Below are 13,119 nucleotides of genomic sequence, written 5' to 3' on the forward strand. Positions count from 1 at the left end.
GTGTCATTCCCGGCGGATCGTCACCTCCTTCAACGCGGCGATCGGGCCGATGTCGCGGCGCACCGCCGCCACGAGCTCCGCCTGGAGGGTCTCCGGCGCGATGCGGACGCCGGCCTTCAGCACCACGAAGCCCCGTGGCACCTGTCCCTTCAGCGAGTCGCGCACCGATCACCGCGCACTCGGCCACGCGGCTCGGCTCGATGCCGCAGGAGGCACACACCAGCACCTTCGGCGCGGCCTCTTCGATGCGGGCGGCCAGTTCCCTCGGGGCGAACCCGCCGAACACGACCGAGTGCACCGCACCCAGCCGCGCGCAGGCGAGCATCGCGATCACCGCCTGCGGCACCATCGGCATGTAGATCACCACGCGGTCGCCCCGGGCGAGGCCGCGCAGCGCCCCGGCGAACCGCGCCACCTGGTCGCGCAGCTCGGCGTAGATGTACCTCGCGGTCGCGCCGGTCACCGGCGAGTCGTAGAGCAGGGCGGGCGGTCGCCGTGCCCGGCGTCCACGTGCCGGTCCAGCGCGGTGTAGCAGGTGTTCAGCTCGCCGTCGGGGAACCAGTGGTAGAACGGCGCGCGGCCGGCGTCCAGCCCGCGCCGGGGGCGGCGTGACCAGGTCACGGCGTCGGCCGCGGCGTGCCGGAAGGCATCCGGATCTTTCCGGCTCGCCGAGTAGGCGTCGCGGTAGTCACCCATCATCGATCCCGTCAGTCGTTCGTCCTCCGCGCCCGGGGACGGCGCGGGAGTCACGTCCATCCCAGAAGGAGCCCCGGCGTCGTGGTGTGCGGCGCTTTCATGCCGAACTACGATTGACGCCGCATGTGGGCGCATTGTCAGCCTCATGTCACCGTTCATGACGGCGGCCACCGTCGGCGCGACCGTGACACAACCATGACACGGCGCGGACAAGGTGGGGACACGGCCGGCCGACAGTGGATGGGTTGACCGGCGGGAGAGTTACGGAGCGTGCGGTGAAACCCGGCGGCGTGCCGAGAGTGTTGTTGATCGAGGATGACCCGGCCGTGCGGGAGGGCCTTGAGCTGGCCCTGACCCTGCACGGATACCGGGTGCGGGTGGTGGAGTCCGGTGAGCAGGGGCTGGAGCGCTTGCGTGCGGACCTTCCCGACGTCGTCGTGCTCGATCTGATGTTGCCCGGCATGGACGGGTTCGAGGTCTGCCGCCGCATCCGGGCCGCCCGCGAGGTGCCGATCATCATGCTGACCGCGCGCGGCGACGACATGGACGTGGTGGCCGGGTTGGAGGCGGGCGCCGACGACTACGTGGTCAAGCCGGTGCAGCCGAGGGTGCTCGAGGCGCGCATCCGCGCGGTGCTCCGGCGGATCGGCCGGGACCAGGCGGAGCTGGAGCGGCACGGGGACCTGACGATCGATCGGGCCGGGCTGGTGGTCGCCAAGGGCGGCGTCCCGGTCAGCCTCGCCCCGACCGAGCTGCGCCTGCTGCTCGAGCTCTCCGGCACGCCGGGCCGGGTGCACAGCCGCCAGCAACTGCTGGAGTCGGTCTGGGAGCACGGGTATTTCGGCGACTCGCGTCTCGTGGACGCGTGCGTGCAGCGGTTGCGCGCGAAGATCGAGGACGACTCGGCGGCGCCCGTCTACGTGCAGACGGTGCGCGGGTTCGGGTACCGGTTCGGGCCGATGTGAGCCGCCGGTGAAATCTCGGCCGAGCCCGGGGCTGCGTGCCCGGCTGTTGTTCGCCTTCGCACTGCTGTGTGTGGTCACCGCGGCGGCGGTGGCCGGCGGGATGTACCTCCTGGCCCGCAATGCCATCCTGGTGCGAACCCAGGATGCCGCGGTGGAGGCGATGAAGAGCCGCCTGGAGGCGCTCTACCCGTTGCGGAGTCCGGCCCCGGGCCCGGACGAGCTCGGCGAGATCGCCGGCGCGGTGACCGACCGGTACAGCTCCGCGATCGCCGTCTACCACGAGACGTACGCGCCGGTCAGGCCGCCGCCGGGGGACCGGAGGCCGGGAGGGAACGCGCCGGCCCTGGATCCAGGGGGGATCCCGTACGCGCCGGTCGGGCCGCCGCCGGGGGATCGGACGCTGGGCGGGAACCCGCCGACCCTGACTCCCGGGGTGATGCCGAAGGGGCTGCGGCGGGCGGTGGCCGGCGGCGACATCGCGTGGCAACGCGTGGTGTGGCAGGACGCGCCCTTCCTGATCATCGGCATGCCGTTGCTGATCGTCGACCAGGACCGGACGGCGCGCGTGTCGGGTATCGAGGTCTACACCGCGCGCAGCCTGCTGCCCGAGCAGCTCAGCGTCGACGAGCTCGCCGCACGCGCCTGGCGCATCGGCGGGGCGGCCCTGGCGTTCGCGGTCGTCCTCGCGTTGCTGGCCACCCGTGGCGTGCTGGGGCCGGTCCGCGAGCTCGGCCGGGCGGCACGCCTGCTGGGCGAGGGCGAGTTGCGGACCAGGATCGCGGTGCGCGGCTCCGACGAGCTGGCCGAGGTGGCGCGCACGTTCAACACCACCGCCGCGGAGCTGGAACGGCACGTCGAGCAGTTGCGCGAGATGGAGGCCGACGCCCGCAGGTTCGTGGCCGATGTGTCGCATGAGCTGCGTACCCCGCTGGCCGCGCTGGCCGCGGTCGCCGACGTCCTGGACGAGGAGGCGGTCCGGCTGCCCGAGCCCGCGGGCAGGGCCGCCAGGCTGGTCAGCCAGGAGACGCTCAACCTCACCGCTCTGGTTAACGATCTCATCGAGATCAGCAGGTTCGACTCCGGCGTGGCGGCCCTCGCGCTGAACGAGGTCGACGTGGCCGAGCTGGTGCACGCGACCCTGCGTGTCCGGGGCTGGTCAGATCTGGTGCATACCGAGCTTGCAGCCGCGGTGACGGCGCGGCTGGACCCGCGCCGAGTGGACGTCATCCTCGCGAACCTGGTCGGCAACGCCCTGCGGCACGGCGAGCCACCGGTGTCGGTCTGGCTTCACGCCGACCCGCACTGGATCGCCGTCGAGGTCCGCGATCACGGACCGGGGCTGGACGAAGCGGTGCTGCCGCACGTGTTCGACCGGTTCTATAAGGCCAGCGCGGCCAGGGCCAGGTCCGAGGGCAGCGGCCTCGGCCTCGCCATCGCGCGAGAGAACGCGCGCCTGCACCGAGGCGACCTCACCGTCACCAACGCCCCGGACGGCGGCGCCGTATTCACGCTGCGCCTGCCACGCCGGGCACACGATCCGGACGGAGGCCCCGAGTGAGGATCGGGCTCGCCCGCCGCCTGCTCGCCGCGGGCCTGGTCGCGCTCGTCGCCGTGGCCGGCTGCGGTGTGCGACCCAGCGGCGTCATCATCGGCGGCGACCCGCCCAGCGGAGCCGTCGCACGCACCACGACGATCACTCTCTTCTTGGTGAAGAACGGCCGGCTCAGCGCGGTGACGCGGCGGCCCGGTGGTCGTCCGCTGTTCCCAGGGGACACGCTCATGCTGCTGGCCGCCGGACCCACTCCGGAGGAACAGGCGGACGGACTGACCTCCGACATCCCGCCCGCGGCCGGCCCGTTCTCGGTGACCGCCGGGCGGGCCGGCCACGTGGTGGTGACCCTGTCGGCCGCGGCCGGCGACCTGTCCTCTCTGGCCGTCGAGCAGATCGTGTGCACGGTCGCCGCCACGACGCCGGAAAGCCCTGTTCAGGTCACCGTCGTCGGTGCTGGGCAGAGCGTCGGCCCCCGGAGCTGCCCGAGGCGACGGTAGCGATCCATCGGCGGTTGCCGAAGGGCCGGCGGACGTCCCCGGCAACGGTCTTACGGGCGCTGCGGGGACATGCCGGATGCGCAGCACGAGCTCGGGAGTCCCCACCGCGCCGACCTGCGGTTGATCCGTTGCTTCGCGGCGTGTCGCGGCTTCGGGAGTGCTCGGCCGCCCGAGAGGGGATGACCGACTGGGTCATTCACGAAATCGGCACCATTTCAGGATTCAGGTATCGCAGGGCCGCCACGATCAACTTCCTGCTCGCGGCGAACGCGGCCTCCTTCTTCTCCTCAAGCGTGTCATCGGGGTCGCCCTGGCGCAGGACCACCCCGAGGACCAGCCGGTCGCGGTCCCCGGAAATGGGACGGACGGCCCACAGCAGCGCTCCGCCCGCCGCCGTGCTGGTGCCGGTCTTGATGCCGACCACCCCGGGCAGTTCGAGCAGCGTGTTGGTGTTGACGATCTCGCCCGGGATGCCCGGGACGGTGGTCCTGGCGGTGGCGACGATGTCGCGCAGCACGGGGTTCTTCATGGCCTGCCTGGCCAGCTTGAGCTGATCCACCGCCGTGCTGACCGTGGTGGGCTCATATCCGCTCGCCCCGGTGTACGTGGTGTTCGTCATGCCCAGCTTGGCGGCGGCCGCGTTCATCTTGCCGGCGAAGGCCTGCTCCGAGCCGGCGTCCCAGCGGGCCAGCAGACGCGCGGCGTTGTTCCCCGAGGGGATCAGCATCAGCTCGAGGAGCTGCCGCTCGGTGAAGATCTGGCCTGCGGCGAGCGGCACCGTCGACTCGTCCCGGTTTCCTGATTCGATCGCCGCCTGCCGGTCGACCGGGATGGACGGCCCTGGGTCGTTCCCGCCGAGCGGGTGGTCGCGAAGAATCACCAGAGCGGTCATCACCTTGGTGACGCTCGCGATCGGCACGGGCCGTTGCTCGCCGTACACGCTGAGGCTGTCCGCTCGCCCGGCGACCTCGACCGCCGCCTGCCCTGCCGACGGCCAGGGCAGAGCCCACGGCCAGGCCGAGGTGAACGATGCCTGCGTGGAGTTCGACAACGGCGGTGGCTCGTCCTGGTCCTGCGCGCCGGTGTAGACCAGCCAACCTCCGACGGCGAGGACGGCGGACGCGGTGACACCGAGCACCCGCGTGAGGGGAGATAGACGAGATGGCAAGGGCTGTTCACCTCCGAGAGACCGGGGCGCGCTTCCCGCACCCGCGTGGGTCGTGCGTAGGGACGGCGCTCATAGGCGGGCAGCGGTGATCGGCGGCTTCGGGACGCAGGTCGTAGCGCGATGGCGAAAGAACGCCGAGGGCGGCAGGAGCACGGCGAGCGGGGGCGTGACCGCGGCGTACAGCCGGTCACGGGGCCGAAGCGGGATGGTTTGCAGCTCGTCCATGCCGCACCACGATCGACGCGGCATGTGCGCGCGTTGTCCCCCGAATGTCACCGTTCATCGACGGCTGCCGCCGTCGGCGCGACCGTGACACGGTGCGGACGAGGCGCGGACGAGGCGGGCCTTGAGCGGCCCCGGAGGCTCCGGTGACACCCTCGGCGAGCCGCCCTCAGCGAGCCCTCAGGGGACGGGACAGGGCGGGATGAGCCGGCCGGAGCTGCTGTGACCGCCCGTGGGGCAGGAAACCGGCACGCCGTTCGGCGCGGTGGCCGTCGTGCAGCCGGCGCGGCAGGGCAAGGTGAAGCCGCCGGACGCGGTGAGCACCCATCTGACGGGTTTCGCCAAGGAGGCCGCCCCCGCCGCCGTCCTCACCTGGCTCGTGAGCGCCTGCGGTCTCGGCTACGCGGGTGGCTTCCTGCTGTCCGGCCCGCTGTCCGATCTGCTCGGCAGGCGCCGCGTGATGACCTGGGGCATGGCGGCCACGGCGGTGACGACCGCGCTGGTCGCGCTGAGCCCCGCCCCCCGGGGCGGCGCTCGCCCTTCGGGTTGTCGAAGGCATCACCACCGCCGTCTTCGCCCCACCGCGTTCTCGTACATCGCCGAGCGGGTCGAACCCCGCCTCCGGGCCGTCACGATGACCTCCGTGGTCAGCGCGCTGTTCGCCTCGGCCGTGGTCGCGCAGCTCGCCGCCAAGGCGCTCGTCGACCTGCTCGGGTGGCGGCCGGTCTTCCTGCTCGGCGGCGCCGCGTTCGCTGTCGTGGCCGTGGTGCTACGCCGGGTGATGCTGCCCGACACCGCCCGCCGTGCCGGAGCGAACCCCTACGCCGTCGTCCCGGCGCTGCTGCGCACCCCCGCCTGGTCCTGGTGTACGCCGCCACGCTGACGATCCTGGGCGCGTTCGTCGCCCTCTACACCGCGTTCGTGTACGCGTTCCTGGAGCGCCACGCCGCCCACGGCTGAGCGGACCGCGGTCCGCGGTCGGGGGTGCGGGTACGGCGGGCGGCGGCTCACCGCCCCGATGAAAGTTTCACGACGTCCCATCACTACGGCGTGACCGTGCCATGGAGAGAGCCCAGGCGGCGCGCCGACGGCACCCGGCCATCTGAGACATCACATCTCTCCTCTTGACGCAGGGACCCTCGTCGAATTGACTCCGCACTACCGTCAAACCGCGAATCGGTGTCGGGCGTCGATTGATGTTAGCGCTAACATTACCTGGCCGGGCCTGCCGTGTCGCCGTCGTCCGATCATGATTCCTGATCGAGAGAAGAAGGCAATGACGCTTTTCGGGAGCCTGAGAAGGGCGCTCGCGGCAGGGGCGAGCGCGTTCATCGCCGCCACGTGCCTGCTCGGGGGTGGTGTCGGCGGTGGTACGGCCCAGGCCGCGACGTCGCAGCCGTGTGACATCTACGCCGCGGGCGGGACGCCGTGTGTGGCGGCGCACAGCACGACCCGCGCTCTGTACGGCAACTACAACGGCCCGCTGTACCAGGTGCGCCGTTCCTCGGACAACGCCACCCGCGACATCGGCGTGCTGAGCGCGGGCGGGGTGGCCAACGCCGCCGCGCAGGACTCGTTCTGCGCGAACACCACCTGCCTGATCACGATCATCTACGACCAGTCCGGCCGCAACAACCGCCTCACCCAGGCGCCCCCCGGCTACTGGAAGGGCCCTGCCGCCGGCGGATGGGACAACCTCGCCGACGCGAAGGCGGCCCCGATCACGGTCGGTGGGCAGAAGGCGTACGGTGTGCGCGTGGAGCCGGGCACCGGCTACCGCAACAACAACACCAACGGCGTCGCGACCGGCGACCAGCCCGAGGGCATCTACGCCGTCGTCGACGGCACGCACTACAACCAGTGGTGCTGCTTCGACTACGGCAACGCGCAGACGGATGGCCAGGCCGACTCCCCCGCCATCATGGAGACCGTCTACTTCGGCGCCGACAAGCAGTGGGGCTACGGGTCCGGAGCCGGACCCTGGATCATGGCCGACCTGGAGTGGGGACTGTTCTCCGGGGTGAACGCGGGCTACAACAACCTCGCGCCCATCAACCACCGCTTCGTCACCGCCATCGTCAAGGGCGAGCCGAACCACTGGGCGATCCGGGGCGGCAATGCGCAGTCGGGCGGCCTGACCACCTACTTCGACGGACGGCGTCCCAACGGCTACAACCCGATGAAGAAGGAAGGCGCCATCCTGCTCGGCATCGGCGGCGACAACAGCGTCTCCGGCCGCGGCACCTTCTACGAGGGCGTGTTGACCTCCGGCTATCCGAGCGCCGCCACCGAGGACGCCGTACAGGCCAACATCGCCGCCGCCGGCTACGCGCCCGCGGGCGGCGGCAACCCGCAGCAGAACGTCGAGATCGTGGGCGGCCAGTCCGGCCGGTGCGCCGACGTGCCGGACTCCAGCACCGCCAACGGCACCCAGGTCCAGCTGTGGGACTGCTGGGGCGGCACCAACCAGCGGTTCACCTACACCTCGGGCAAGAGCCTGCAGGTCTACGGCAACAAGTGCCTGGACGCCTACGGGCAGGGCACCGCCAACGGCACCCAGGTGATCATCTGGGACTGCAACGGACAGGCCAACCAGCAGTGGAACGTCAACGCCGACGGCACCATCACCGGGGTGCAGTCCGGGCTGTGCCTCGACGCCAACGCGGCCGGCACCGCCAACGGCACGAAACTCATCCTGTGGTCCTGCAACGGACAGGCCAACCAGAAGTGGAGCCTGCGCAGCTGATCCCGGCCGGCTGTTTCGGCGCTTGAGGGCGATCGGGTGAAACGCCCTGGCGGAGGTCCGGACACGTGGGCCGGGCCTCCGCCGGTGTGCCGGCTGCCGGCGTTCGGCGGCTCTCGGGCTGCTAGCCTGCGCGCATGTCAGACCTGGGGCCCATCGCCTGGCCGCCTGAGCCGATCAAGACCGGCAGACTCGTGCTCCGTGCGCCCGAGGCCCGGGATCGCGCGACGTTCATCGAACTGCTGGCGTCGCCGGAGGTGCACACCTACCTCGGTGGGCCTCGCCCGCGTGACGAGCTCGAGCGTGAGATGCCCGAGGCGCCCGAGCGGTGGCCCGGGAGTTTCGTCGTCGAGCTCGACGCGGCGATGATCGGCCAGATCCTGCTCAGGCGAGCAACCGAGCACCGTCGCCCGGCTGCGGTGGGGAAGGCCGATCTCGGCTACCTGTTCCTGCCGCGAGCGTGGGGATTCGGGTACGCCGCCGAGGCCTGCGCGGCGGCACTCGACTGGTTCGAGGGCGTCCTTCCCGGCGAGCCGGTGGTGCTCACCACCCAGACCGCCAACGTCGCCTCGATGCGCCTCGCGGCGAAGCTGGGGTTCACCGAGGTGGAGCGGTTCGAAGCCTGGGGCGCCGAGCAGTGGCTCGGCCTGCGGTCCCCGGTCACGCCGTCCGCGTGAGCCGCCGAGGTCGCCGCCAAGGCGCTCGTCGACCTGCTCGGGTGGCGGCCGGCATTCCTGCTCGGCGGCTGGAAGGCCTCGCGGGCATCGCCGGCGATCCCTCGGCGTTGCGGACGCTGCGGCACACCGCGCTCATGCCGGAGCTCGGAGGGGGCTCGCGCTGATCGCCTCCTCCGGCCGCCGCATAAGGTGATGCCAGTAAACGTGGCGGACAGGGGGAGGACGGGCGTGCTGGCTGAGGTGGAGGCCTGGCTGAGTCGGCGTACCTCGTCTGCGGCCGACTGGCCGGCCCGCGCCCTGCTGTCCGCCAAGGGAGGCGCCACGATCTCGGTGGTGCTGCCCGCGAGGAACGAGGAGGAGACGGTCGGGGAGATCGTCTCCGCCGTGCGGCGCGACCTCGTCGAGGCCGTGCCGCTCGTGGACGAGCTGGTCGTGATCGACTCCCGGTCGTCCGACGACACGGCGGCGCGGGCCTTACGCGCCGGGGCGAAGGTCTTCGCGCAGGACGAGATCCTGCCCGAGCTGGACGATCCGCGCTACGACGGCAAGGGCGAGGCTCTGTGGAAGTCCCTCGCGGTGACGACCGGCGACCTGGTGGTGTTCGTCGACGCCGACCTGCGCGAGTTCCGGACCTCGTTCGTCACCGGCCTGCTGGGGCCGCTGCTCGCCGATTCCGCGGTCGGATACGTGAAGGCGTGCTACGACCGGCCGTTGCTCGGCGCGACGGAACCGAACGCCGGGGGCAGGGTCACCGAGCTGGTCGCCCGTCCGCTGCTCAACCTGCACTGGCCGCTGCTCGCCGGGTTCGTGCAGCCGCTCGCGGGCGAGTACGCCGGCCGCCGCGCGGTTCTGGAACGGGTGCCGTTCGTCACCGGATACGGCGTGGAGCTGGGACTGCTCATCGACCTTCTCGACATGCTGGGGCTCGACGCGCTCGCCCAGGTCGACCTGGGCCGCCGAATCCACTCGCACCAGTCGACGGAGGCGCTCGGCGGGATGGCCGGGCAGATCATGCACACCGCCTGGGCGCGGCTGGAGCGCCAAGACAAGATCGTTCCGTTGCACGAGCCGTCCGCGCGGCTCGTCCAGTTCGAACGCGGCCCCACCGGGCACCGCCCGCTGACCCGGGACGTCGGGGTGGCCGAGCGCCCGCCGATGGCCACGGTCCCGCAGTACGCGTCCCGGCTGCGCTGATCGGCTCCCTCCGCCGTGCTGTTACCGTTGGTAACACCAAGGAGAGGAGAGCCCCCGATGACCTTCTGCCCCGAGTTGAGCGACGACCTTCGCGAACTGCGCGACTGGGTCCACGAGTTCGCCCGGGACGTCGTCCGCCCGGCCGGTGCGGAGTGGGACGAGCACGAGGAGACGCCCTGGCCGGTCATCCAGGAGGCCGCCAAGATCGGGCTGTACTCGCTGGATTACTTCGCCCAGCAGTGGTTCGAGGAGTCGGGGCTCGGCCTTCCCGTGGCGTTCGAGGAGTTGTTCTGGGGTGACGCCGGGATCGGCCTGTCGATCGTGGGCACCGGCCTCGCCGCCGCATCCATCGCCGCGAACGGCACCCCCGAGCAGATGGGGGAGTGGCTGCCCCAGATGTTCGGCACCGCCGACGACGTCAAGCTCGGCGCGTTCTGCTCCTCCGAGCCGGACGCGGGCAGCGACGTCGGTGCGATCAGGGCACGAGCGGTCTACGACGAGGCGAAGGACGAGTGGGTCCTCAACGGCGTGAAGACCTGGGTGACCAACGGCGGCATCGCCAACGTCCACGTCGTCGTGGCCTCGGTCGACCCCTCCCTCGGCACCCGGGGGCAGGCGTCCTTCATCGTCCCGCCGGGCACGCGCGGCCTGTCCCAGGGGCAGAAGTTCAAGAAGCACGGCATCCGGGCCTCGCACACCGCCGAGGTCGTCCTCGACGACGTACGGGTGCCCGGCCGGTGCCTGGTGGGCGGCAAGGAGAAGCTGGACGAGCGGCTCGCCCGGGTGCGCGCCGGCGAGCGGTCCGGTGAGCAGGCCGCGATGCGGACCTTCGAGACCACCCGCCCTCTCGTCGCCGCCATGGCCGTCGGCGTCGCGCGTGCGGCCTACGAGTACGCCCGCGACTACGCCCGAGAGCGCGAACAGTTCGGCCGCAAGATCGGGGAGAACCAGGCGGTCGCGTTCCTGCTGGCCGACATGGCCACCCGGGTGGACGTCGCCCGGCTGATGACCTGGCGGGCGGCGTGGATGGCCCGGCACGGCCGGCGCCTCGAGCATGCCGAAGGGTCCATGAGCAAGCTGGTCGCGAGCGAGACGGCCGTCTGGACGACCGAGCAGGCCATCCAGATCCTCGGCGGGGCCGGCTACACCCGCGAGCACCCGGTCGAGCGCTTCCACCGCGACGCCAAGATCTTCACCATCTTCGAGGGCACCAGCGAGATCCAGCGCCTCATCATCGGCCGCGCCGTCACCGGCCTCCCCGTCCGTTAGCGGTGGCTGCGGCGCCGATTGCTCGGCGCGCAGAGCGATCCGATGAGGTGCACGTCCGATCTTCGCCGGCGGCTGCCGTTCCAGCCGCCGGCGGAACCGCTGTCTCCCAGCCCGCCTACGCGGCGGGACATCCTGGCGTCCTGATCAGTGGGGTGGTTCGCCGGTCAGGAACTCGTTCAGGGCCGAAATGATGATCTCCTGGGACTCCGGACGCGCGAGGGCGGCCGGCTGGAGCGAGGGGTATTTCGCGTAGGCGGCGGATTCGAGCTGGTCGCGCAGCCGGGCCGATCCCGCAAGGACGCCGAGCCTGTCGGCGAGCCGTGCCATGCGCTCTCGTGATGCGCCGTGGTTGTGCATGGACCCGAAGTTGACGGCCATGACGGACTTGGCTGGGCCGGTGTAGATGCTCCATACGGAGGATGTGTCCGAGCCGAGGTTGAACCAGGCGGTCACCGACGGATACTCGCCATTACCGAAGTAGTACTCGTGGAAGGACGGGTGGCTCTCGGCGTGACGATAAACGGCCAGTAGCGTCTCGCGAACGTCGGCGGGACAATACTGCTCGACGGCCTGGAGGAAGCCGGGCTCGTCCCACGTGCGCTTCACCCGGGAGCCGGCGGCCGGCCCTGCCCCGGCTGTCGAAGGGGCGCCTTGCATCTCACTCGGGCTGTCGGGACTCGGGGCGGGAAGCGTGTCGCCGAGGGCCAGTTGGATGGCGATGGCCATCGTTTCGAGCCACTCGATGGTCGCCTCCGCCTCGTCTGCGGTGATCGAGGCCTTCTGCCCGGGGCGTACCGGATCGTGGTCGGCGGTGTGGGCGATGTTGTTCCTGCGCCAGGCGATCTCTCGCAGCCTCGTACGGACGCCGTCCGCGGTGATCGGATTCTTCGCGTCCTGCCCTGTCAGGACCTCGGCGACTCTCACCCAGAGGTTCACCGTGCTGACGTGCGCGAACCCTTCCTTGATCTTGTCCGGGTTCTGGAAGGTCATGAAGGCGAAATGGCGCTCGAGATGCGTACGGAAGGCCTTGCCGAGGTCTTCGTTGCGGTGGTGGATGTCCTCGAACAACTCCACGGGGATGCTCAGGTTGGTGAACTTGTGGGGGCGGGGCTCGCCCGGGGTCAGCGCGAGGGTAACGGCCCGGTCGACGATCTCGCGCGTGACCCAATGGTCGAGGGCCGCCACGGCCTGGGTCCAGGCCGCGCGGTAGAGGTCGGTGACGTCGAAGGAGCCGACCCCGAGCCGTTCCAGGCTGCGGCCGCCGTCGACGAGTTGCCGGGCGTACTCGAGGTTCTGCTGGAACTGCTCGAACGCGGCAGGAGTGGGGTCGGGCGGAGGGGTGGGCTCGGGGCCGCCCGCCCGGGGCAGGACGACGCCGGCCTGGGCGAGCATCGTACGGAACCGGTCGGCGGTGATGTGCCGCCGTGGGTCGGCCCGGCCTGCCTGGTCGAAGGTCAGGCCTTCCTTCTCGAGCACCTCACGCGGATCATCGGTCCGTTCCGGGTCCAGCCAGCGGAACTGAGGGGAGATCCGCCCTCTCGACTGCAGGACCCGGTGAGCATGGTCGGTGTCGGCGCTCTCGGCCATGAAGCCTCCCATCGACTGCGGCGACATGCCCACCAGGGCCGCGAGGTCGCCGTACGTGGTCCAGTGGCCCGGTTCCAGACGTTCCAGAGCCTGCAGGACGATGCTCCAGCGGGGATCGCTGTAGACACGACCCTGTGGCGGCAGTCGCCTCGCCCGGTACTGACGCGCCAGTTCGCGGTAGAGCTCGGTGCCCTCGAAGTCGTCGAGCACGCGGACGCCGGCTTCGGTGATCGCCCAGCCGTTCCGTTTGGTCATCCAGCCGAGCGACGCGGCCTCTCCCGTGCGGAAGCCCAGTTGCGCCCACCACCGCGCCTGGCCGTGCGCGTTGGGCCCCTGGAGCTCCGGGGGTATCGTCACTCTCCCTTCGACTTCCTTGCGAACCTCTTCGGGTCGCAGCGGCCGTCCGGCCTCACGCAGGAGCTCGAGCGTGGCGCGGAGAATCGGAGAGATCTTGTCGGCATAGGCCATCGGGGGGATTCCTGCCTTTCGACTGTCGCCCCCGGCAGGATAAGCAAGGGCTCGGTGAAAGTCCCTCGTCTCACATAACCC

13 protein-coding genes and 1 pseudogene are annotated in these 13,119 nt (G+C 71.0%); 8 read left to right on the forward strand and 6 right to left on the reverse strand.

Annotated features, from left to right (window positions below):
* Positions 1-3: 3 nt before the first annotated feature.
* The 3 genes and pseudogenes from BXA11_RS42240 to BXA11_RS44625 form a co-directional block, all read right to left on the reverse strand.
* Positions 4-165 carry a propionyl-CoA synthetase gene (locus BXA11_RS42240; RefSeq protein WP_143734398.1) on the reverse strand — a complete coding sequence of 54 codons (162 nt, stop codon included), beginning with the start codon at positions 163-165 and terminating at the stop codon, positions 4-6.
* An 88-nt stretch (positions 166-253) separates the two neighbouring features.
* Positions 254-463 (reverse strand): annotated as a pseudogene (locus tag BXA11_RS44620) (AMP-binding protein); the annotation flags it as partial.
* Positions 460-756 carry an acetyl-coenzyme A synthetase N-terminal domain-containing protein gene (locus BXA11_RS44625; RefSeq protein WP_239105056.1) on the reverse strand — a complete coding sequence of 99 codons (297 nt, stop codon included), beginning with the start codon at positions 754-756 and terminating at the stop codon, positions 460-462. The gene BXA11_RS44625 and the pseudogene BXA11_RS44620, both read right to left, overlap by 4 nt.
* Positions 757-986: 230 nt before the next feature.
* Between BXA11_RS44625 and BXA11_RS19915 the strand changes: the two genes are divergently transcribed.
* Genes BXA11_RS19915 through BXA11_RS19925 form a run of 3 tightly spaced genes read left to right on the forward strand, consistent with a single transcriptional unit; the run spans position 987 to position 3,710 of the window.
* Positions 987-1,661, forward strand: coding sequence for a response regulator transcription factor (locus BXA11_RS19915; RefSeq protein ID WP_159454811.1), 675 nt, complete (start codon positions 987-989; stop codon positions 1,659-1,661).
* 7 nt (positions 1,662-1,668) lie between these two features.
* Positions 1,669-3,219 (forward strand): sensor histidine kinase, encoded by a 1,551-nt coding sequence (locus tag BXA11_RS19920; protein WP_076436648.1) that lies wholly within the window; start codon positions 1,669-1,671, stop codon positions 3,217-3,219.
* The gene (locus BXA11_RS19925; protein WP_076436651.1) at positions 3,216-3,710 is read left to right on the forward strand and encodes a GerMN domain-containing protein; all 495 of its coding nucleotides are present in this window, start codon (positions 3,216-3,218) and stop codon (positions 3,708-3,710) included. The genes BXA11_RS19920 and BXA11_RS19925 overlap by 4 nt, the downstream gene beginning before the upstream one ends.
* 196 nt (positions 3,711-3,906) lie before the next feature.
* Here BXA11_RS19925 and BXA11_RS19930 read toward each other — a convergent pair whose 3' ends face one another.
* Positions 3,907-4,848 carry a D-alanyl-D-alanine carboxypeptidase family protein gene (locus BXA11_RS19930; protein WP_076436654.1) on the reverse strand — a complete coding sequence of 314 codons (942 nt, stop codon included), beginning with the start codon at positions 4,846-4,848 and terminating at the stop codon, positions 3,907-3,909.
* A gap of 99 nt (positions 4,849-4,947) precedes the next feature.
* On the reverse strand, positions 4,948-5,103 hold the full coding sequence (locus tag BXA11_RS43225; RefSeq protein WP_159454809.1) for a hypothetical protein: 156 nt from the start codon (positions 5,101-5,103) through the stop codon (positions 4,948-4,950).
* 229 nt (positions 5,104-5,332) lie between these two features.
* Between BXA11_RS43225 and BXA11_RS19935 the strand changes: the two genes are divergently transcribed.
* From BXA11_RS19935 to BXA11_RS19955, 5 genes are all read left to right on the forward strand, one after another.
* Positions 5,333-5,983, forward strand: a complete 651-nt coding sequence (locus BXA11_RS19935; RefSeq protein WP_076436657.1) for an MFS transporter — start codon at positions 5,333-5,335, stop codon at positions 5,981-5,983.
* 393 nt (positions 5,984-6,376) lie between these two features.
* Positions 6,377-7,846 (forward strand): arabinofuranosidase catalytic domain-containing protein, encoded by a 1,470-nt coding sequence (locus tag BXA11_RS44630; RefSeq protein ID WP_083744411.1) that lies wholly within the window; start codon positions 6,377-6,379, stop codon positions 7,844-7,846.
* A gap of 134 nt (positions 7,847-7,980) precedes the next feature.
* Positions 7,981-8,520 (forward strand): GNAT family N-acetyltransferase, encoded by a 540-nt coding sequence (locus BXA11_RS19945; RefSeq protein ID WP_076436659.1) that lies wholly within the window; start codon positions 7,981-7,983, stop codon positions 8,518-8,520.
* A gap of 228 nt (positions 8,521-8,748) precedes the next feature.
* Positions 8,749-9,714 carry a glucosyl-3-phosphoglycerate synthase gene (locus BXA11_RS19950; RefSeq protein WP_030506942.1) on the forward strand — a complete coding sequence of 322 codons (966 nt, stop codon included), beginning with the start codon at positions 8,749-8,751 and terminating at the stop codon, positions 9,712-9,714.
* A gap of 57 nt (positions 9,715-9,771) precedes the next feature.
* Positions 9,772-10,983 (forward strand): acyl-CoA dehydrogenase family protein, encoded by a 1,212-nt coding sequence (locus BXA11_RS19955; protein WP_076436661.1) that lies wholly within the window; start codon positions 9,772-9,774, stop codon positions 10,981-10,983.
* Positions 10,984-11,127: 144 nt separating this feature from the next.
* On the opposite strand, the gene BXA11_RS19960 is transcribed toward BXA11_RS19955, so the two are convergent.
* Positions 11,128-12,927, reverse strand: coding sequence for an MGMT family protein (locus tag BXA11_RS19960; protein WP_159454810.1), 1,800 nt, complete (start codon positions 12,925-12,927; stop codon positions 11,128-11,130).
* Positions 12,928-13,119: the final 192 nt, after the last annotated feature.

This window comes from Microbispora rosea (assembly GCF_900156315.1).
Classification (GTDB): domain Bacteria; phylum Actinomycetota; class Actinomycetes; order Streptosporangiales; family Streptosporangiaceae; genus Microbispora; species Microbispora rosea.

What these genes read in the sequence shown, in the direction of transcription:
- BXA11_RS44630 (WP_083744411.1), top strand. Translation starts at nt 6,377, where the DNA reads ATGACGCTTTTCGGGAGCCTGAGAAGGGCGCTCGCGGCAGGGGCGAGC.
- BXA11_RS43225 (WP_159454809.1), bottom strand. Translation starts at nt 5,103, where the DNA reads ATGGACGAGCTGCAAACCATCCCGCTTCGGCCCCGTGACCGGCTGTAC.
- BXA11_RS44625 (WP_239105056.1), bottom strand. Translation starts at nt 756, where the DNA reads ATGGACGTGACTCCCGCGCCGTCCCCGGGCGCGGAGGACGAACGACTG.
- BXA11_RS19955 (WP_076436661.1), top strand. Translation starts at nt 9,772, where the DNA reads ATGACCTTCTGCCCCGAGTTGAGCGACGACCTTCGCGAACTGCGCGAC.
- BXA11_RS19945 (WP_076436659.1), top strand. Translation starts at nt 7,981, where the DNA reads ATGTCAGACCTGGGGCCCATCGCCTGGCCGCCTGAGCCGATCAAGACC.